General features: G+C 40.4%; 18 protein-coding genes. 15 read left to right on the forward strand and 3 right to left on the reverse strand.

Annotation, left to right across the window (positions count from 1 at the left end):
• Nucleotides 1–334: 334 nt before the first annotated feature.
• Nucleotides 335–1,528, forward strand: coding sequence for a M24 family metallopeptidase (locus CFK37_RS11340; protein WP_089061954.1), 1,194 nt, complete (start codon nt 335–337; stop codon nt 1,526–1,528).
• Nucleotides 1,529–1,583: 55 nt separating this feature from the next.
• Here CFK37_RS11340 and CFK37_RS11345 read toward each other — a convergent pair whose 3' ends face one another.
• Nucleotides 1,584–2,564: a 2-hydroxyacid dehydrogenase gene (locus tag CFK37_RS11345; RefSeq protein WP_089061955.1), complete on the reverse strand. Its 981-nt coding sequence runs from the start codon at nt 2,562–2,564 to the stop codon at nt 1,584–1,586.
• 211 nt (nt 2,565–2,775) lie between these two features.
• On the opposite strand from CFK37_RS11345, the gene CFK37_RS11350 reads away from it, so the two are divergent.
• The 14 genes from CFK37_RS11350 (at nt 2,776) to CFK37_RS11415 (ending at nt 17,140) form a co-directional block, all read left to right on the forward strand.
• Entirely contained in the window at nt 2,776–3,459 is a 684-nt protein-coding gene (locus CFK37_RS11350) for a GntR family transcriptional regulator (protein WP_089061956.1), read from the forward strand.
• 3 nt (nt 3,460–3,462) lie between these two features.
• Complete coding sequence (gabT, locus tag CFK37_RS11355; protein WP_089061957.1) at nt 3,463–4,818, forward strand: 4-aminobutyrate--2-oxoglutarate transaminase; 1,356 nt, start codon at nt 3,463–3,465, stop codon at nt 4,816–4,818.
• Between the two features lie 39 nt (nt 4,819–4,857).
• On the forward strand, nt 4,858–6,303 hold the full coding sequence (locus CFK37_RS11360) for an NAD-dependent succinate-semialdehyde dehydrogenase (protein ID WP_172840498.1): 1,446 nt from the start codon (nt 4,858–4,860) through the stop codon (nt 6,301–6,303).
• Between the two features lie 203 nt (nt 6,304–6,506).
• Complete coding sequence (locus CFK37_RS11365) at nt 6,507–7,694, forward strand: M20 metallopeptidase family protein (RefSeq protein WP_089063639.1); 1,188 nt, start codon at nt 6,507–6,509, stop codon at nt 7,692–7,694.
• An 18-nt stretch (nt 7,695–7,712) separates the two neighbouring features.
• Complete coding sequence (locus CFK37_RS11370; RefSeq protein ID WP_089061958.1) at nt 7,713–8,696, forward strand: pyridoxal-phosphate dependent enzyme; 984 nt, start codon at nt 7,713–7,715, stop codon at nt 8,694–8,696.
• A 16-nt stretch (nt 8,697–8,712) separates the two neighbouring features.
• A complete protein-coding gene (gene dat / locus CFK37_RS11375; protein WP_089061959.1) occupies nt 8,713–9,555 on the forward strand; it encodes a D-amino-acid transaminase in 843 nt (280 codons plus the stop codon).
• Nucleotides 9,556–9,577: 22 nt separating this feature from the next.
• Nucleotides 9,578–10,711, forward strand: coding sequence for an alanine racemase (gene alr, locus CFK37_RS11380; protein ID WP_089063640.1), 1,134 nt, complete (start codon nt 9,578–9,580; stop codon nt 10,709–10,711).
• 76 nt (nt 10,712–10,787) lie between these two features.
• Nucleotides 10,788–11,864: a tartrate dehydrogenase gene (locus tag CFK37_RS11385; protein ID WP_089061960.1), complete on the forward strand. Its 1,077-nt coding sequence runs from the start codon at nt 10,788–10,790 to the stop codon at nt 11,862–11,864.
• Nucleotides 11,865–12,006: 142 nt separating this feature from the next.
• Nucleotides 12,007–12,189: a cold-shock protein gene (locus tag CFK37_RS11390; RefSeq protein WP_089061961.1), complete on the forward strand. Its 183-nt coding sequence runs from the start codon at nt 12,007–12,009 to the stop codon at nt 12,187–12,189.
• A gap of 348 nt (nt 12,190–12,537) precedes the next feature.
• The gene (adh, locus tag CFK37_RS11395; RefSeq protein WP_089061962.1) at nt 12,538–14,058 is read left to right on the forward strand and encodes an aldehyde dehydrogenase; all 1,521 of its coding nucleotides are present in this window, start codon (nt 12,538–12,540) and stop codon (nt 14,056–14,058) included.
• 50 nt (nt 14,059–14,108) lie between these two features.
• Nucleotides 14,109–14,465, forward strand: a complete 357-nt coding sequence (locus tag CFK37_RS11400) for a DUF779 domain-containing protein (protein ID WP_089061963.1) — start codon at nt 14,109–14,111, stop codon at nt 14,463–14,465.
• A 175-nt stretch (nt 14,466–14,640) separates the two neighbouring features.
• A complete protein-coding gene (locus CFK37_RS11405; protein WP_089061964.1) occupies nt 14,641–15,423 on the forward strand; it encodes a carbon-nitrogen family hydrolase in 783 nt (260 codons plus the stop codon).
• A 77-nt stretch (nt 15,424–15,500) separates the two neighbouring features.
• Nucleotides 15,501–16,523 (forward strand): hypothetical protein, encoded by a 1,023-nt coding sequence (locus CFK37_RS11410; RefSeq protein ID WP_089061965.1) that lies wholly within the window; start codon nt 15,501–15,503, stop codon nt 16,521–16,523.
• A 176-nt stretch (nt 16,524–16,699) separates the two neighbouring features.
• A complete protein-coding gene (locus CFK37_RS11415; RefSeq protein WP_089061966.1) occupies nt 16,700–17,140 on the forward strand; it encodes an IDEAL domain-containing protein in 441 nt (146 codons plus the stop codon).
• 67 nt (nt 17,141–17,207) lie between these two features.
• Here CFK37_RS11415 and CFK37_RS11420 read toward each other — a convergent pair whose 3' ends face one another.
• Both CFK37_RS11420 and CFK37_RS11425 read right to left on the reverse strand, forming a co-directional pair.
• Complete coding sequence (locus CFK37_RS11420; RefSeq protein ID WP_089061967.1) at nt 17,208–19,229, reverse strand: penicillin-binding transpeptidase domain-containing protein; 2,022 nt, start codon at nt 19,227–19,229, stop codon at nt 17,208–17,210.
• Nucleotides 19,230–19,292: 63 nt separating this feature from the next.
• Complete coding sequence (locus CFK37_RS11425) at nt 19,293–20,237, reverse strand: LCP family glycopolymer transferase (RefSeq protein WP_089061968.1); 945 nt, start codon at nt 20,235–20,237, stop codon at nt 19,293–19,295.
• Between the last annotated feature and the right edge of the window lie 187 nt (nt 20,238–20,424).

Raw genomic sequence — 20,424 nt, forward strand, 5'->3', positions numbered from 1 at the left:
AAATTACAATAATCAGAATATTATTGACACATAAAAAAGTGGTGGATTATAATATAATATATAGAAACATAATGTCGACAATCGACAGATGGCTGTTGTTCCATTGCAATTATTGTTCTTTTCGATAAAAATGGTACGGGGGTCAATGGATGCACATGTAAATCCTCTAATATCATTTTTCCCATCGACCAGACATTCTTGAAAAGTTACCCAACAAACTCACAGTTAATACACCATATATTTCGTAATCCCAACCACAGAGAGGATCTAAATTTCAGAGGATTTGACGGCGTTTCCAAAAGAAAGAAAGCTAAATTAAGTACGAGGGGAAGCGATGGTTGTGTTAACATTTCCTATTTCCGAGTTTCAAGAGCGAATAACTAAAACGAAGCAGCGTATGGCAGATGCTGGGGTAGATATTCTATTGGTTACAGATCCAGCGAATATGAATTATCTAACCGGATACGATGCTTGGTCCTTCTATGTACATCAGTTACTTATTGTAATGATTGATGAGGATCAGCCGATCTGGGTTGGACGTGGTCAGGACGCCAGTGCAGCCAAGCACACCACATGGTTAGAAACAGATCATATCATCCCTTATGCGGATAGTTATGTACAGTCAGAGCACAAGCATCCGATGGACTTTGTCTGTGATTTGTTAAAGACGAGAAAACGAGAAACCCAGACAATTGCCGTTGAGCTTGATGCCTATTATTTTACGGCAAAATGTCATATGCGATTAATCCAAGGCTTGCCAAACGCATCTTTTAAAGATGGTACAAATATGGTCAATTGGGTTCGCATAATTAAGTCTGATCAAGAAATAACGTGTATAAAGCAGGCAAGCAGAATCTCAGAAAAAGCAATGCAAATAGCTTTTGATACAATTAATGAAGGTGTTAGAGAATGTGATGTGGTTGCGAATATAGCACATGCCCAAATAAGTGGAACGGGAGAATTTGGTGGTGACTATCCTGCCATAGTGCCATTATTACCTACTGGTGATAAAACATCTGCGTGCCATTTAACCTGGACAGATGAACGGTTTAAAAATGGTGATCCAGTAATTATTGAATTGGCGGGCTGTTATAAACGGTACCATTCACCACTTGCCAGGACTATTGTAATTGGTATGCCGACTGAGAAAATGCAGCATATTTCCGATGTTGTCATTGAAGGTATTAATACAACACTTGATTTTATTAAGCCGGGTATTACCTGTGAAGAAATTGAATTGGTCTGGCGGAAAGTTATTGAAAAAAGCGGTATAAAAAAGGAATCGCGGATGGGCTATTCCATGGGGCTGAACTATCCACCAGACTGGGGAGAACATACGGCAAGCTTACGGCCGGGGGATCGTACTATCCTGGAGCCAAACATGACATTCCATATGATACCTGGAATTTGGATGGAAAATATGGGAGTTGAGATCAGTGAATCATTCCGGGTAACAGAAACTGGTTGTGAAGTGCTCGCTGAATTTCCCCGTGAACTTTACGTTAAACCCAACATCCGCCTGGCATAGGCAATTTAAAACAGTTAATGGCCCCAGAGGATATCTTCTGGGACCATTTCTATGATCACCCTTTCCATACACTAGGGTCGATTAAATTTGGTGGTTTTCTTCCTGTTAACCCAGCCTCCAAGTTTTTTGCTGCAAGCTCTGACATCGCGAGTTCGGTCTCATGGGTGGATGAACCAATATGTGGTGTCGTCACCACATTTTGATATCCCAATAAAGGGTTATTCGGATCAACAGGTTCCTTTTCAAAAACATCCAATCCGGCTGCGGCAATTTCCCCCCTTCTAAGTGCATCGATTAAGTCCTTCTCCACGATCGTTTTTCCTCGCGACCCATTTATAAATATTGCTGAGTTTTTCATCATTTGAAATTCTTGTCGACCAATCATGCCTTCTGTTTCCGGAGTTAGCGGTGTGATCAAACAAACGAAGTCAGACCGCTGTAATAATTCTTCAAGTGAACAATATGCTGCATTAAATCTTTTTTCTGCATCGGGTTTTTTTGATCGACTATGATATAAAATGTCCATGTCAAAACCAAAATAGGCTCGCTTTGCAATGGCCTGACCGATTTTACCCATTCCAATAATACCTAATGTTTTGTGATGAACATTGACACCAAAATGTTCAGGCTCCACCGCTTCCGTAATCCATTCGCCATTTTTGACAAATCTGTCCAGCTCCGGGATACGTCTAGCTGCGGCAATGAGGAGGCCAAATATCGTGTCTGCAACTGTATCTGTCAAAACATCGGGTGTATTCGTTGCTAAAATATTGCGCTTGCGAAGTTCCTTGAGGTCTAAATTGTTATAGCCTACCGAAACGTTACTAACAATTTTTACGTTTGGAGCTTGATCAAGAAGCTCCTTGTCGACTACTAATTCCAGACCTATAATACCGTCTGCCTGACTAAGAAAGGTTAAAAAGTCAGGGTCCTTTTTAGTGTTTATACCTTTAAAAAATCGAACGTCATAATTATTTTGCAATGCTTCCAGGACAGGTTTCTCTACACGGTTATATGCAATAATTTTCTTTCTCATCTACATCCCCCGTTTCCATATTTCTATCCTTAAAATAGCTACAAATTAACAATAAGTCAATGTTGAAAATGAAATATTTTAAATAGTGTAAAATATCATTGACAATCAAAATTGTCTGAATTATGATGAATACAAATCGGTGTCGATTGTCGACATAAAACAATAATGAATCTTTTTTAAGATATTAGTTACACGAAAGGGGGATGGACAAATGAATGAGAATAATTTTATTTTGCAAAAATCATTAAGTGAACAAATTGCGGACCAATTGAAGAGACGCATTTGGAATAAGCAAATTATGTTTGGTGAACGATTATTGGAAACGGAACTGGCAGAAAGTTTTGATGTGAGTCGCAGCACGATTCGTGGGGCATTGAAAACTTTGGAAATAGAAGAATTGGTCGTAAGCAAAGCACGAAAAGGTACGTACGTGGCCAATTTCACAGATCAGGATCTGGATGAGATTATTGAATTGCGTGCATTAATCGAAACCCAGGCCTTTAAAAGAGCAATCCCGCGTCTTGACCAACAGCATATACAGAGTCTTACAACGATTACAGAACAAATGAGGGTAAAAGCAGACGAACAGAATTGGAATGAACTGTTTGACCTTGATATGAAGTTCCATCGTTATGTTGTTGATTTGTGTGACAACTCGCGGATCATAAAAATTTATGATTCCCTGCAGGTGCAAATCAGAACATTTCTTATGCACCTTGATCAATACTATTCCAGTCATCAATCTTTCTATGATGAACATAAAGAATTACTTGATGCCTTAGTTTCAAAAGACGTACAAAACATTAATGCGCGAGTGAAAAATCATATTGAATACGTCGAAGAAAAACTGCTGGGTGTCAAGCAAAGAAACAGTTTAAAAACTGAGGAGGTATAATTAATGAACAAAAAGTTTGCTAATGTTCATACGCAATTACCTGGTCCAAAAGCGAAGAAGTTAATTGACCGCAGACATGATGTGGTGCCTCAAGGGGTTAGCTATGGTATTCCGACATTTGTTGACTCAGCAAAAGGGGCCTTGCTCCAGGATGTTGATGGAAACAGGTTCATTGATTTTGCTGGGGCAATTGGAACGATTAATGTTGGGCATAGTCACGATACAGTGTCTGCAGCACTGCATGATCAAATTGATCGTTACATCCATACTGGTTTCAATGTTATGATGTATGATCCCTATATCGAATTTGCTGAGAAATTAGCGGCGCTTGCCCCAGGCTATTCCAAAAAGAAAGTGATGTTTTTAAACAGTGGTGCTGAAGCTGTGGAAAATGCGGTGAAAATTGCTCGTAAATATACAAACCGCCAAGCAATTGTGTCATTCTCCGGTGGATTTCATGGCCGAACATTGATGGCGATGTCATTAACGGGTAAGGTGCGACCATATAAATATGAATATGGACCGTTTGCCCCGGAAATTTACCGTGCACCATTTCCATATGCATACCGGCGTCCTGAATCAATGAGTAATGAGGAATATACGAACCATATGCTAAAACAGGTGGAGGACTTTTTCATAACGGAAGTTGATCCCAGTTTAGTAGCAGCCTTCATTATGGAGCCAGTACAGGGTGAAAGCGGGTTCATCATCCCTGATAAAGCATTCGTGCAGGGTGTATATGAACTGTGTAAAAAACACGGAATCCTGTTTATTGCCGATGAGATCCAAACTGGGTTTGGGCGTACGGGTAAATACTTTGCCATGGAACACTATGGTGTAGAACCAGACCTGATTACCATTTCCAAGTCAATGGCTGCGGGATTGCCAATTAGTGGAGTGATTGGCCGGGAAGAAATCATGGATCAGGCACGACCGGGAGAACTTGGTGGAACGTATTGCGGCAGCCCGCTTGGATGTCGCGCTGGGCTTGCTGTACTGGAGGTAATGGAAAAAGAGAACCTAAACAAACAGGCAGAATTGATTGGTCAACGAGTTATGAACAAATTCAAGGAGATGTACGATCAATTTAACGAGATTGGTGACTTCAGAGGACTTGGCGCAATGTGCGCACTTGAATTCGTTAAGGATCGAAAAAGTAAAACGCCAGATAAAGCTTTAACTGACCAGATTTTAAAAGAAGCACATCAACGGGGGCTTATTGCTCTGAAAGCTGGTGTATTTGATAATGTAATTCGCTTGTTGATGCCACTTGTAATAACTATCGAACAGCTGGATGAAGGATTGAACATCCTGGAAGAAGCGATTGAATCCGTTCTTGTTGGAGAAAAAACGAAATAAACTGTAATAGTGAACGATACAGATTGGAGTGAGTTGAAAATGAATGAGGTAAAAACAAAAAACTATCTAATGAGTATAAATGGGGAATGGGTCGGGGAGGAACTCGATCTGCTCAAAGTTAGCAACCCAGCAAATGGGCAGATTGTTGGTTCAGTTCCAAACGGTGGTGAAAAGGAGGCTAATCTAGCAGTTGAGGCAGCGCACAGGGCTTTTCAGACCTGGTCGAAAACGACTGCCTATGAACGGGCAAATCATCTAAAACGACTTCATCAGCTCATGCTGGAAAACCAGGAGGAATTAGCACAAATTATGACCTTGGAAATGGGTAAACCAATCAATGAATCCCGGGGCGAAGTCAATTACGCTGCCTCCTTTATCGAATGGTTTGCTGAGGAAGGGAAGCGCATTTATGGTGAAACGATTCCTTCTCACACCTCAGGTAAGCGCTTGCAGGTATGGAAGAAGCCAATTGGTGTTGTAGCAGCAATCACACCATGGAATTTCCCGGCAGCGATGTTAACAAGAAAAATAGGTCCAGCGTTAGCTGCCGGCTGTACAGTTATCATGAAGCCGTCGGGTGAAAGTCCATTGACAGCAGTTAAATTGATGGAGCTGTGCGAAGAGGCAGGATTTCCAAAGGGTGTCGTTAACTTAATTACAGGTTCTTCATCAAAGATCGCTAAAGCGATTATGGATGATGCAAGAGTACGAAAAATCACATTTACAGGATCAACAGAAGTTGGAAAAATTTTAATCAGACAAAGTGCTAATCAAGTAAAACGATTATCTCTAGAGCTTGGCGGGCATGCGCCCATGATTGTTTTGGATGATGCCAATGTCGATGTAGCGGTTAAAGGCGTGATGGCTTCGAAATTCAGAAATGCAGGCCAAACATGTATATGTGCGAACCGTATTTATGTTCAAGCTAGCATATATGATACGTTTGTTGCCAAGTTTGCTGAAGCCGTCGAGGAATTAAAAGTTGGAAATGGTGTCGATGAATCGGTCGATATTGGACCATTAATTAATCAGGCAGGTCTGGATAAGGTGAATCACCATGTACAGGATGCTATTACGAAAGGAGCAACCATTTTAACTGGAGGTAAATCAATAACCAGTGATGGTGGCGTATTCTTTGCCCCAACAGTGATTAAAGATGTCGATCAATCGATGGTAGTAATGCAGGAAGAAACATTTGGTCCTGTGGCACCTGTGCAAAAGATTGCATCAGAAGAAGAAGCGGTTAAATTAGCAAATGATACACCATACGGCTTAGCTGCTTATGTCTTTACGGAAAACGTTGCCAGAGGTACACGTGTTATTGAACAGCTCAACTTCGGAATTGTTGGCTGGAATGATGGGGCTCCTTCAGCTGCGCAAGTTCCATTCGGTGGTATGAAGGAAAGTGGTATTGGACGTGAAGGGGGACACGAAGGAATTGACGCCTTCGTAGAGTCACAATATGTTTCAATTGGGTTGGAATAAGATAAGAAATTGAAGTAGATTTAAAAGAAATTATCCAAACACTTTGGGGATTGGGGGGAATTAGCACATTGCTTCAATTAACTGAATGGTGGAAAGGGAGCTGAAGATTGGCTCCTTTTCTATAAAAAAGTCTCGCCATAAGTTCGTGGCGACAAGCCAAGTATTCTAAGGGAGGATTGGGAGTGGTTAAAAAGGCAACGCACATGCGGGCAGATGCTATGTTTGCACAGTTGGTTCAATGGCGACGCAGGCTCCATGCAAATCCTGAGTTAAGCTTTCAAGAAGTGGAGACAGCTCGGTATGTTGCCCAGATTTTAAAGACTATCCCCGGTATGCGGATAGAGGTGGGAGTAGGCCTTCCGACAGCCGTAGTTGGGACACTTTCTTCTGGCAGCGGCCCGACAATAGCAATTCGGGCAGATATGGACGCGCTGCCAATCCTGGAGGAAAATGATCATGATTTCAGATCCCATAATGAAGGTGTTATGCATGCCTGTGGCCATGATGCGCATATAACGATTGGGCTTGGAACTGCTAGTTTACTAAGTACATGTTTTCAAAACAGGGAAATTCAGGGAACGGTTAAATTTCTGTTTCAGCCCGCAGAAGAAAAAGCAGATGAAAACGGTTCAACAGGTGCACCATATATGATTCAAGCCGGAGTGTTAGCAGAAGTAGATTGTGTTATTGCACTCCATATGAGCCCCGAGGACCAGCTCGGTGAAGTACGCGTTCATGACGGTTATAGCATGGCGAATGTCGACGTGTTTGAAGCCACGGTTCATGGAACAGGCAGTCATGGGGCGTATCCTCATCTTGGGACAGATCCTATTTGGATGCTTGGTCCAGTATTACAGGCCTTGCATGGAATTGTAGCACGGCGTGTATCACCGCTCGAAGCAGCTGTCATTAGCATAGGCAGTATCAAGTCAGGTACAGCCAGTAATGTGATCCCATCTGAAGTTACACTAAATGGAACAATTCGCAGTTACCATCCCGATGTCCGAAAAGTGTTGCATATAGAAATGGAAAGAGCTTTCTCCATCATTACCAATCTAGGTGGCGAATATGAATTAACAATTACACCTGAAGACCCTTCATTAAAAAACAGTCCGGAAGTAAATCTCCTAATAAAGGATGCAATTAACGCTGTTTACCCAGACTTTACCGTGATAGATACTCCATTTGGTCTGGGGGGAGAGGATTTTGCTCATATGACCCAGGTTGTTCCAGGAGCAATGTTTTTCCTTGGCTGTGCAGTAAATGATGGGAAAATCAGGGATCTTCATACACCGCTTTTTGATATTGATGAGAAGGTGTTACCTGTTGGCGTATCAATTTTGACAGAAGCGGTCACTCGTTTTCTGGCGGATCAGATACTACCAGAATAATAGATTAAGGGGGATAGCATGGCAGAAAAACCTGTTGGTCTTCGTGAAATATGGATGGCCCGAACGCGGATTTCTTCCGTGACACAAAAGACACCACTATTATATTCCGCGGAACTGTCCGAAATTGCGGGTACATCGGTATCTTTAAAACTGGAAAATCTGAATGTAAGCGGTTCGTTTAAAATCAGGGGGGCAGCAAATAAAATCCTTAGTCTAACTTCAGAAGAGCGGGAGCATGGTGTGACAACGTTCTCTACGGGTAACTTTGGTATGAGTGTCGCGTATATTGCCAAAAAGCTGGGAATCGATGCAACGATTTGTATTTCTAAACGGGTCCCTAAAGCAAAGGTAGATGCATTACATCAATCGGGAGCACAAATAGAAATATACGGTGATTCACAGGATGAGGCCGAACAGCGCAGCTATCAGTTGGAAAAGGAACAGGGAATCACTGTTATTCATCCATTTGATGATCCATTTATTATTGCTGGGCAAGGTACGATAGGGCTTGAATTGCTGGAGGATTTACCTGAAATTGATACAGTTATTGGCGGGTTATCTGGAGGTGGCCTGCATTCGGGACTTGGTGTTGCACTAAAAAAAACCGACCCAGCGATTCGCGTCATTGGTATGTCAACGGCAAAGGGTGCAACCATGTATGAAAGTATTCAGGCGGGCAGGCCGATTCAGGTGGAGGAGCACGACACTCTGGCTGATAGTTTATTAGGCGGAATTGGCCTGAATAACCGCTACACATTTGATATGGTTCAGCAGTATGTCAATGAAATTAGTTTGATAGATGAGGATGAAATTGCCAAGGGGATGGCCTTTATGCTGGATAAGCACCGTATGGCCATTGAGGGGGCAGCGGCCTCCGGAATTGGTGCAATCCTAAATAAAAAGGTTCAGCTTGGTTCAAGTGTCGCGGTGATCATCAGTGGCAGCAGTGTCGATACATCTGTAGTGCTGGACATTGCGAATCGATATAGAAACCCGAATTAGGTAAAAGGGAGGTTTTATGTTGACTAAAATGTTATATAATGACCGAATTGTTGAACGGGAAAGCCTGATTAATATTGAGGACCGAGGCTACCAATTCGGTGATGGGATCTATGAGGTTATCGGAGTCTACGACGGGGAACCACTCATGCTGGATGAACATATGGAGCGCTTGGAAAGAAGTGCCCGAGAGGTTAGACTAAACTTGCCGAGTGCAATTTCAGATTTGAAAAATAAGCTAGTAGATTTAGTAGCAGCCAATGGGTTGGGGGAAGGGATTATATATATGCAGGTTTCCAGGGGGGCTGCCCCTAGGTGGCATGAATTTCCTAATCATGATGTCTCTCCAGTAACGGTTGCCTATACAAGAGCAGAAGAACGAATGACAGATGTTGAGAACGAGGGTGCTTTTGCAATACTTGCAGAGGACATTCGCTGGCTGCGGTGTGATATTAAGACACTTAATTTGCTCCCGAATGTACTCGCTAAACAAATGGCAGTCGAAAATAATGCAATTGAAGCGATTCTTCATCGCAATGGAACTGTAACGGAAGCAAGTGCATCAAACGTCTTTATCGTTAAAGGCGGTCAATTGTATACACATCCATCGAACAATTTTATTCTAAACGGCATAACAAGGAAAAAAGTATTTCAATTGTGCGATGCACTTAATTTGAAAATAAATGAGGTAACATATTCAACTGACGAATTGTTAGATGCAGACGAAGTTTTTATAACCGCAACAAAGCTTGATGTCGTACCAATTTTAAAAATTGATGATCATGTGATTGGGTTAGGAAAGCCAGGAAAAATAACAAGGAGGATTTTGCAGGAGTTTCGTTCACTTTATCTTGATAAATGATCATGAATTGGAGGGGCGAGTCTTGTTACATTCAGTGTCCTTGGAATCACATAGTCCGACTGTGGCGGAAGTAGACCTGACTGCTTTTAAAGAAAATACCCAGAAGCTAAAAAAGCATGTTGAAAAGAGCATGCTTTTAGCTGTTGTCAAAACAAATGCTTATGGACATGGTATCATTCCAATTGGTCATGAAGCTGTTAATGCTGGGGCAGATCGACTTGGTGTTACAACTGTTGAAGAAGGTGCAATGCTTCGTGAAAGTGGCATTTCAGCACCTATTCACATTCTTAGTTCCGTTATACCAGAGCAAGCGGTTGATATTGTTTCATACAGGTTAACGGCATCCATTTCGTCCAGAAAGCTGGCACGGGCAATTAGTGAGGAGGCAACAAAGCAAGGTCAACACATTCCGGTACATTTGAAATTAGATACGGGCCTTCATCGATTTGGTGTTGACCCACATGATGTGGTCGATTTCTGTAATACATGCTATCACTTACAAGGTTTGTACTGGGAAGGGATATATACCCATTTTTCAAGTGCAGACGAAGGTGATTGGCAATTGACTGAACAGCAGTATACCCTGTTTATGGAAACAGTCATAAAGTTAAATAAACAGGGTTTTAATTTTCCTGTTCGCCATGTTGGTGGATCAACAATTACGATTGAAAGAAAGGATATGCATCTTGAAATGGTACGGCCAGGGCTTGCTTTATTTGGGTATCATCCCGTACAACGTCAGCAGGGTATTATTAAATTAAAACCGGTTATGAAAATAAAATCCCAGCTCCTGCATGTTCGTGAGATTCCCGCCAATACACCAGTTGGATACGGAGGAAGTTATGTTACTTCAACAAAGGAGAAAATAGCAATTGTCCCGATTGGCCATGGTGATGGTTATCAACGGTTGCTGTCAAATAAAGGGGAAATGCTTGTAAAAGGAAAGAGAGTCAAAATAGTTGGTACAATTTCACTTGATCAGACGTTGATTAATGTCACAGGTATACCAGATATTAGTTCGGGTGATGAAGTAATTCTGCTTGGCAGGCAGGGCGATGAGGAAATTTCAGCACGTGATATAGCAAATTGGATTCATAGTGTTGTCGATGAAGTATTGGCAAGTTTAATGGAGCGGGTTAGGAGGGAGTATGTCTAAGATAGACAAAATCGGGAAATAAAGGAAACAATTTCATTACAATTAGATAGATTAGCAAAGTATCTGGAGGGTAATTATGAAACATATCAAGATTGCGTTAATACCTGGTGATGGTATTGGACCAGAGGTTATAGCTGAAGGAGTTAAGGTGCTAAAAGCGATTGAAAAGATGGATTCTGACATTTCATTTTCTTTCACAACATTTCCCTACGGATGTGAGTATTATCTTGAAAACGGTCGAATGATGGACGAAGATGGCATTGAAAAGTTGAAAGAATTTGATGCCATTTATTTGGGTGCAGTTGGTTATCCTGGGGTTCCTGATCATATTTCACTGCGGGACCTCCTTTTGAGAATCAGAAAAGAATTTGATCAGTATGTAAATTTGCGTCCGATTTCACTCCTAAATCCGTCGTTAACGCCTTTAAAATCGAGAACGGAAGAGGATATAGACATGCTTGTTATCCGCGAAAATAGTGAAGGGGAGTACGCGGGTGCGGGGGACTGGCTGTTTCCAGGAAAGCCTGAAGAGGTTGTGCTGCAAACAGGTGTATTTTCCCGTAAAGGGACAGAGCGGATTATTCGTTATGCTTATGAGGAAGCACGCAAGTCGAACAGGTCTTTAACAAGCATTAGTAAAGGAAATGCCTTAAATTATTCGATGGTTTTTTGGGACAGTGTTTTTGAAGAGGTAGGAAAAGAATATCCGGATGTGAAGACTTTCTCTTACCTTGTTGATGCTGCCAGCCTTTATTTTGTTTCAAATCCTGAGAGATTTGAGGTTGTTGTCACCTCCAATCTATTCGGTGATATAGTTACCGATATCGGTGCAGCAATAACGGGAGGACTTGGTTTTGCCACAGGTGCGAATATCAATCCGGAGAAAGCATTTCCTTCCATGTTTGAACCTGTACATGGATCCGCTCCGGATATAGCTGGGAAAGGCATTGCTAATCCAATTGCGGTAATTTGGTCTGTCAGCCAAATGCTGGATTTTTTTGGTGAATCAAACTGGGGCAAAGCAGTTCTAACTACGATTAAAGACTTACTTAGGGAAAAGGATTATCACACGAAAGAGATAGGCGGGAGTGCTTCAACAAGGCAGGTGGGAAATCGATTTGTTGAAAAACTGATTAAATCCATGAGTCCATAAGAAAGGCGCAAGTTTCCCATTTAACGAAAAGGGATGCTCCCTTTCACTTTTTTTGTCAAATTGCTTCTAAAATTGTCAGTTGCTTTCATTGTTGTCAAGAAAGGAGTATAATAAAGGAAGTAAGATGAAAGGGGTTTTGTTGATGTCTTTTTCTCGCGGTCCAAAAGAGCCAGTACCTGAAGTAGAAACGGATGTATGGAAGTGCACCAGTGATGACTGCCAGGGATGGATGAGGGAGTCATTTAGCTTTGAAGAAGAGCCAAAATGTCCACTTTGCCAATCATCTATGGAAAAGGAAAAACGTATGCTGCCCGAATTAAAATAAGGCAAAATACAGGTATTCCAAGTAGTTGGAGCTATTCATTACTTGTTCTAAATAGAATAAATATTGCTTTTTTTTATGCTTATATATAGTTGCTTGGGATGTCTGATTTGGCATCTTTTTTATATAGCAGAAGCATTGTACGGTCGATGTGATCGATAGCTTCAAAGAAAAACCCCAGTCACAGTTGTTGGCTGGGGTTTTTCGTGCTTAAAAAGAATGAAAAAATGAAAAGTCTAATAGTTGCAACAATTCATAAAAAATTGCTATAATTATAGTAGAATGACTGACATAGATAACTCATCATATAAAATGGAAACGGTTACAACAATTCGAGGAGGAATGTAGCACATGCAATACGCAAATCCAAACACTGATGGGGCAAAAGTAGAATTTAAGGATCGGTACGATAACTTTATTGGAGGAGAATACAAGCCGCCTGTAAGTGGTAAATATTTTGAAAATGTTAGTCCGGTTACTGGAAAGGTATTTTGTGAAATTGCTAGATCTACGAAAGAAGATGTGGAGGCGGCAGTTGATGCTGGGCATGCCGCGGCGGAAAAGTGGGGACAGACTTCGGTAGCGGAACGTTCGAATATTTTAAATAAAATCGCTGATAGAATGGAAGCCAATCTGGAAACACTCGCTGTCGCGGAAACATGGGATAATGGAAAAGCGGTTCGGGAAACATTAGCTGCGGACATTCCATTGGCTATTGATCATTTTCGTTATTTTGCTGGGGCAATTCGTGCCCAAGAAGGCGGATTAAGTCAAATTGATAATGATACAGTAGCGTATCATTTTCATGAGCCGTTAGGTGTTGTGGGGCAAATCATTCCCTGGAATTTCCCGATATTAATGGCTACATGGAAATTAGCTCCAGCACTCGCAGCAGGGAATTGTGTAGTATTAAAACCTGCAGAACAAACTCCTGCATCGATTCATGTGCTACTTGATCTGATTAAAGATCTCCTGCCAGCTGGTGTACTTAATATTGTTAATGGATTTGGTGTAGAAGCTGGGAAGCCACTTGCGTCCAATAGTCGAATTGCCAAAATTGCGTTCACCGGGGAAACTACCACTGGTCGATTAATCATGCAATATGCTTCCGAAAATATTATTCCGGTAACCCTTGAACTTGGTGGGAAGTCACCGAATATTTTCTTTGAGGATGTTATGGATAAGGACGATGGATTTTTGGATAAGGCAATTGAGGGCCTTGTCATGTTTGCGCTAAACCAGGGGGAAGTTTGTACATGTCCTTCCAGGGCACTTGTTCACGAATCCATCTATGATGAATTCATGCAACGTGCAGTGGAGCGGGTTAAACAAATTAAAATCGGTCACCCGCTTGATACTGATACAATGATGGGTGCTCAAGCATCACAGGAGCAACTTGAAAAAATTCAATCCTATCTGGATATTGGAAAACAGGAAGGTGCTGAAGTCCTTGTTGGCGGAAACACCAATAAATTAGCTGGGGATATGGAAAACGGTTATTATGTTGAACCAACTATTTTCAAAGGAAATAATAAAATGCGTATTTTCCAAGAAGAAATTTTTGGACCGGTATTATCCGTGACGACATTCAAGGATCAAGAGGAAGCTATGGAAATTGCTAATGATACGCTATATGGATTGGGGGCAGGTGTCTGGACGCGTAATATCAATACAGCATATCGATTTGGACGCGGAATTCAGGCTGGGCGTGTGTGGACGAATTGCTATCATCAATATCCAGCACATGCTGCGTTTGGTGGATATAAGAAATCTGGTATTGGCCGTGAAAATCATTTAATGATGCTTGATCACTATCAACAAACGAAGAACCTGCTTATAAGTTATTCGGAGGATGTTGCTGGTTTATTTTAACGTAATACTGTGAACCATTTTCTCGAGTACTGTAAAGGAGGTTGAAAAATTTGGTTGAGCGGGTTACTGCCACAAATGAAGCGTTACATCTCATTGAAACGTTAAAGGAAATGCATGGCGATTTAATGTTTCATCAATCTGGCGGCTGTTGTGATGGCAGTTCACCGATGTGTTATCCAAGAGGTGAATTCCGAACGGGTGAATCAGATGTACTGCTTGGCGAAATAGGGGAAACCCCATTTTATATGGCAAAAGATCAATATGAGTATTGGAAACATACACAGATTATCGTTGATGCCATTGATGGCCGTGGTGGGATGTTTTCATTGGAGGGGCCAGAAGGAAAACGATTTTTGACAAGATCACGTGTTTTTACAGAGGAAGAACGGGCAGAATTAGCCAAATAGATATATAATAGGAAAAAGTCATCAGCTTATACATTTTTGTTGATGATTTTTTTCGTTATACTTTAAGGAAATATAATTATTATCGGTATAAAGTGTAAAAAAATCTAAGGCTATCGCCATTCGTTCTTGGTGGCAAGCCAAGATTTTCTAATACCTTTTAAGGGAGGAATTTGCTTTGAAACATACTGTTGCCATGATACAGCTCGATATTAAGTACGGGGATCCAAAGTCCAATTTCACGCATGCTTCGACACAGATTGAGAAAGCCGCAATAGCTGGTGCAGATATAGTTCTGCTTCCGGAGTTATGGACTACTGGCTATGACTTAACAAGATTAGATGAAATAGCCGACAATCATGCCCGGAAATCGATAGCGTTCTTACAGGAGCAAGCAAGAAAACATAATGTTAGTTTAGTAGGGGGATCTGTTGCCGAAAAGTATGAAGACGGGGTACGGAATACATTACTGGTAATAGATGAAAAAGGAGAGCTTGTGCACAAATATAGTAAACTGCATTTATTTCAATTAATGGATGAACATATATACTTGGAAGAGGGCGAGGATGACGCGGAATTTGAATTAGCCGGGGTAAAATCCACTGGGTTTATTTGTTATGATATCCGTTTCCCAGAGTGGATGCGAAAATCAGCATTACAGGGTGCAAAGGTAATGTATGTCGTAGCAGAATGGCCGAATCCTCGGATTGATCATTGGAAAACTTTACTTCAGGCCCGTGCTATCGAAAATCAATGTTATGTTGTGGCATGTAATAGAAGTGGGGCTGATCCAAAAAATGAATTTGGCGGCATGTCTCTTATTGTTGATCCATGGGGCGAGATTATTGCAGAAGGAAGTAGAAGAGAAGAAATTGTCGTTGGAGAAATTGACTTTGCGTTAGTTGACGAGGTTAGGAAACGGATACCCGTGTTTAGGGACCGGCGGGAAGGGCGGTACTAAAAAATAACTTGATATTCACACATCTGCCCAATTTTCATACAATAATAAAGTAAAAAAGCTTGGAAGGGTGTGTTAGCTTGTCTGGAAAAAATTATTATTATCTGTCAGGTAATACCGCGCAAGGACTCATTAGTTTTTCTGAATCAAATTTAGCTGGTTTAACTAATGTTTTCTTCTTAAATCATCCATCTGAATCGTTAAAAACGGAATTGATAAGCAAAGTTATCAAACATTATGAAGGCAGTTTTGATCTCGAAATTATAAAAAGTGTAAATGGACATGAATTTCTTGATGGGGTTGTTATACGCGATAAGTCATTAGCAGTAATTTCACAGCCAGTAAAGTCTGAAAATATAACTGAAATTGATTTAAGAAACGGAACTGACGTAGATGAATGTAAGGATTTGCATGAAAAGAAGATTTCATTGACAAACGCAGCTTATCAAGCATTCGATGCAGGCTTACATGTACATGATGAACTTGAAAAAATCTACATTAATGAAATGGATTTTGCTATGGCCAATCAGGTAGCAAATGATTTTATCAGCAAAGTTCTTCCATCAATTGTAGAAAGGGAAGGCCATATTTACCATCGTTTGTTCGGTACTAACACCAAGGATGGTGTGGTAAATGTGGTTCCCGAACTCATCAATAGTGTATCAAAAGCCTATTTCATAAAAGGTCGTGCCGGGACTGGTAAGTCAACATTTATGAAAAAGCTAGCAAATGCATGTAAGGATAACGGTTACAAAGTGGAATTATATCACTGCAGTTTTGATTCGAACAGTATTGATATGGTGCTCGTTCGGGAACTTGATTTCTGCATTTTTGATAGTACTGACCCTCATGAATTTTTCCCGGAACGAGTTGGAGATGAGATAGTTGATTTATACGAGAAGCTGGTCACACCTGGAACGGATGAAAAATTTTCTACTGAAATCAATGAACTGAATAATCGTTATAAATCCTATATGCAAAAAGGAATAGCGCATTTACAAGAGGCGGGACTATATCATAGTAAGCTTGAGGAAAATTATAAAAGCGTTAATCAAACAGACATAAATGAAATAACTGACTACATGTATAATCAAATTAAATAGATATAGTTTGCCGTCAACTTTTTCAAAGTTGGCGGCAGCTTATACAAAAGTAGCATTTTACTTATCTCGTTAACTATATAAATTTAATTCAACAAACTTTTCTCTTGTTTTTTTTTGAAAAGTTAGGTAAAATTAATTAACTGAAAATTTGATAAATGATTCAGGAGGTGGAGAAAATGCTAACCGTAAAAATGTTAAAGCCATACTACATTAAGACAGAAAACGATTATGTTCGAATTATCTTAGCTTATCAGTATTTTGCTTTATTTATTAATGAAAAGGTATATCAGTTTGTCCCCACCAAAGCTAAGGAAATTCAAATAAATCGAAGGACACAGAAGGTCGTCAATACCGATGCACTGTTCGCCTTTCAAAAAGGCAAAGATGTCATTCAAGTTGCTATGAGTGAGCTTATATCCATTCCTGATTTTTTGCTACAACTTAATGAAATTGCAAAACCCTATTATATAAACGAAACGGAAGAGGAAATTAACTTCAAAAATGAAAACGCTACCATTATTAGTGAGTTGGAACAAGAAAATATCAAGCGGCTAATTGATCAAGCATTAGATGATCGTAACAGAGCTGCATTTGAAAGACTTGTGGAACTATTATAATGACAAAGAGTCTGCCCCAAGGATGAATAAAAGCTACTCCTAAAAATTAAGGAGTAGCTTTTATATGTTATTTATATTCTGCTAGAATTTTTGTTACCTTTTTAACGGCGTAAGAACTGCCGCTTTCATCTTCAGCATGCTCAATCATCATTGCAATCAGAATATCCTCGGATTCACTCGGATATCCGACAAACCAGACATTTTCCTGACCGGATTTTTCATCCTTAGTTTTCTTTAATTCAGCGGTGCCTGTTTTACCAGAAATAGGGAAGTCAGCTTTTTGTGCGTCATTAGCCGTTCCTTTATCAAGTGTTACAACCTTTCGCAATGTATCTTGCAGGAATGCTACCTGATCCATCGTTATTAAATCTTTTTTCCAAATCTGACCGGGATCCTCTTCTTTTAATAAAATAGGTTTGATCATATTACCCTGATTCAGTATCGGTGTATAGGTAGCTGCAAGGTGGAGTGCACTCATCTGCATTTCCCCCTGTCCATAGCCGGAATTCGCCAGCAATACTTTTTCATTCAGCTTACCATCTGTTGAAATCGTGGAAGTTTGAATTGGATAGGCAAAAGGAATTTCCTCACCGAACCCAAATTTGTGTAATCCATTAATAAATGTTTCACTTCCCATATCTAGTGTTTTCATCGCAAAATAAATATTGTCAGATCGGATTAACGCATCGGCAAGGTCGACTGGACCGTTCGATTCGGAGACCCGGTGAATTTTGTAATCGCCAAATGCTTCTCCTGGACTCCACGTTAGTCCATTTATTTCAATGCCTTCACTAGGATCTATGTCACCACTTTGCAGGCCAATTGAGGCAGTTACTGGCTTAATAACTGATCCTGGAACATAGGTCGCTGCAAATTTATTAATTAGCGGTTGAAGCGGGTCTTCTTGTAATTCATTTAATTTTGATTGTGAGATTCCATATACAAATTCATTTGGGTTAAAGGATGGACTGCTGACAAGTGCTAGTGCTTCACCAGTTTTCGGATCAATTGCCGCTGTTGTACCACCCTCACCATTGTACGATTGATAAATGTTCTTTTGTAATTCAGCATCTATCGTAAGCATAATGTTTTCGCCATCTTTTACGGGTTTCTCTGCTAGCACAACATCTTCCTGCCCATCCTGGGTGACAAGAATTTTGACACCTTCTTCACCGCGCAGCTTCTTGTCATATAATTGCTCAAGCCCGCGCTTACCAATCATATCATTCGCTGAATATGTTCCGTTTTCTTTTTTCTTAAGTTCTTCTGCTGTTATTTTACCAATGTAGCCAACCAAATGGGCAGCTGATTCACCGTACGGATAAACACGACCGGTTACTTCTCTTCCGGCGACAGGACCTGTAGCCCACAATTTATCCAGATTTTTTTTTGTTTGCGGAACTTTTGTAATTGGAACAAACAGATCTGGTTTAACCCAATCTGCATCTAATTTACTTTTGATCGTTGCTGGATCCATGTCTAGCAATTCAGCGATTTCTTTTATTTTCGCTTCTTTGTCATCACCGAATTTACTTGGTATGATACCAACTTCCCAAACGGTATCATTGATCGCCAGAGGTAGGCGATTCCGATCGAGTATTTCTCCGCGTCTTGGATGCTCTGTCTGGATGTTAATGTCGCCGCCTTCCTTCAGCGCAGGAAAAATAAATCCCGGATTCCATTTTACGTACCAGTTTTTCTTTTCATCTTCGCCTTGTTGAACAAGTTTTGCTTGATAATCAAATGAAATTTCCCCAGCAATGGTGTTCATAGTAACGGAAAAAGGATAAGTTGCTTTTCCTTTCTCGAGTGCTTTTTCTACTTCCTTTTCATTTAATTTTTGATAATTGATTTTTAAATCAGACACGCCTAAATCCTTATATATTTTCTTGTAACGATCAACATACCCTTCCGTCGGATAGGCTGATTTCGATTTTTCCGCAAGCATATCATACATTTTCGCAAAATCTTTTTTATGCCAGTTCTTAACATATGTATCAAATCGATCATTAGGTGATACTTCGTCATTCGAACAAGCAACAAGAAGCATGCAAATCATGATAGATAAAAGAACTACCACTTTTTTCATAAGAGACCCCACCTTACATAAAGATAGAAGTCATTCTATGTTATGAATGACTTCACGATACTGCTAATTTTCTTTCATGTTTGTCTTGATTGCCTGTGTAATTCGATCCATTTCTTGCTCCGGCACAATATAATACCAGACTCCATTAATCACATCGCCACTACCACCGATTTCCATTGTTTCGATATTTTTTCTTGTATCACGATAATCAGTAAATAATGTCTGCATTTTATCCATGTTTAAGTTTGTAGTTACATTGCCGCCAAGAATACTTAGAATGTCGCTGACCTTCGTAATACTGGAAAAACTTGCGGCTTCGTCCATCGCAGCTTTTATGACACTGCGCTGCCGTTCATTTCGTCCAAGATCACCACGTGGATCTTCCTTGCGCATGCGGATATACTTAAGAGCTTCTTCACCACTGAGGTGGATGGAACCTGTTTTAAAAGTTTCGCCACCCTGTGAAAATGCCTGGTCGTTTTTAACAGTTACTCCACCTAGGGCATCAATCCCCTGTTTAAATCCTTCCATATTAACCTTTACATAAAAATGAACGGGAATATCAAATGCCTTTTCAACTGTTTTAACAGATAAATCTGTACCACCGAAAGCATATGCGTGATTAATTTTATCCATTCCTCTTCTCGGAATTTCTACATATGTATCACGGGGGATACTTACCATAATCATCTTATTTGTCCGCGGATTAAGGGACATCAGAATCATCGTATCCGAACGACCTACATCATGTTCCCGCTGATCCACTCCAAGCAGCAATACGTTTATGGATTTTTTGTTTTTTACAATCGATTCCAATTCTTTCTGCCTGTCAGGATCCGCATCCCGCGACAGTGGCTCGTGCATATTTGCCACAGTGTCTTCCACTTTATCGTATAAATAATAAAGATATAAACCAACTGCAAGGATTAACAGTACAATGATTCCGCCAACCCAATAAGGCCATTTACGTTTTTTCTTTGTTTGACGCTTTCCAGTTCTTGTATCCAATAAAATTCTCCTCTAATATTCGATCAATATGGTTTATTGCTTGGTTAAATTATAACGAATTCAACGCATCACGTCTATCAATTTTAGTCATATTATACTAGGATTATTTAAAAATTTACACAATAGACAGGAGACTAAATAATTGCGTGTATTTTATTGATTTTAGAAGAAAAGAACATTTTTTGGT

The organism is Virgibacillus phasianinus (assembly GCF_002216775.1).
GTDB lineage: Bacteria > Bacillota > Bacilli > Bacillales > Amphibacillaceae > Virgibacillus_F > Virgibacillus_F phasianinus.

Excerpts from the sequence above, each read along its gene's own strand:
- CFK37_RS11385 (WP_089061960.1), top strand. The coding sequence starts at position 10,788 with ATGAAACATATCAAGATTGCGTTAATACCTGGTGATGGTATTGGACCA.
- CFK37_RS11345 (WP_089061955.1), bottom strand. The coding sequence starts at position 2,564 with ATGAGAAAGAAAATTATTGCATATAACCGTGTAGAGAAACCTGTCCTG.
- CFK37_RS11370 (WP_089061958.1), top strand. The coding sequence starts at position 7,713 with ATGGCAGAAAAACCTGTTGGTCTTCGTGAAATATGGATGGCCCGAACG.
- CFK37_RS11390 (WP_089061961.1), top strand. The coding sequence starts at position 12,007 with ATGTCTTTTTCTCGCGGTCCAAAAGAGCCAGTACCTGAAGTAGAAACG.
- adh (WP_089061962.1), top strand. The coding sequence starts at position 12,538 with ATGCAATACGCAAATCCAAACACTGATGGGGCAAAAGTAGAATTTAAG.
- CFK37_RS11365 (WP_089063639.1), top strand. The coding sequence starts at position 6,507 with ATGCGGGCAGATGCTATGTTTGCACAGTTGGTTCAATGGCGACGCAGG.
- CFK37_RS11420 (WP_089061967.1), bottom strand. The coding sequence starts at position 19,229 with ATGAAAAAAGTGGTAGTTCTTTTATCTATCATGATTTGCATGCTTCTT.
- dat (WP_089061959.1), top strand. The coding sequence starts at position 8,713 with ATGTTGACTAAAATGTTATATAATGACCGAATTGTTGAACGGGAAAGC.
- gabT (WP_089061957.1), top strand. The coding sequence starts at position 3,463 with ATGAACAAAAAGTTTGCTAATGTTCATACGCAATTACCTGGTCCAAAA.
- CFK37_RS11360 (WP_172840498.1), top strand. The coding sequence starts at position 4,858 with ATGAATGAGGTAAAAACAAAAAACTATCTAATGAGTATAAATGGGGAA.
- CFK37_RS11340 (WP_089061954.1), top strand. The coding sequence starts at position 335 with ATGGTTGTGTTAACATTTCCTATTTCCGAGTTTCAAGAGCGAATAACT.
- CFK37_RS11415 (WP_089061966.1), top strand. The coding sequence starts at position 16,700 with ATGCTAACCGTAAAAATGTTAAAGCCATACTACATTAAGACAGAAAAC.
- CFK37_RS11350 (WP_089061956.1), top strand. The coding sequence starts at position 2,776 with ATGAATGAGAATAATTTTATTTTGCAAAAATCATTAAGTGAACAAATT.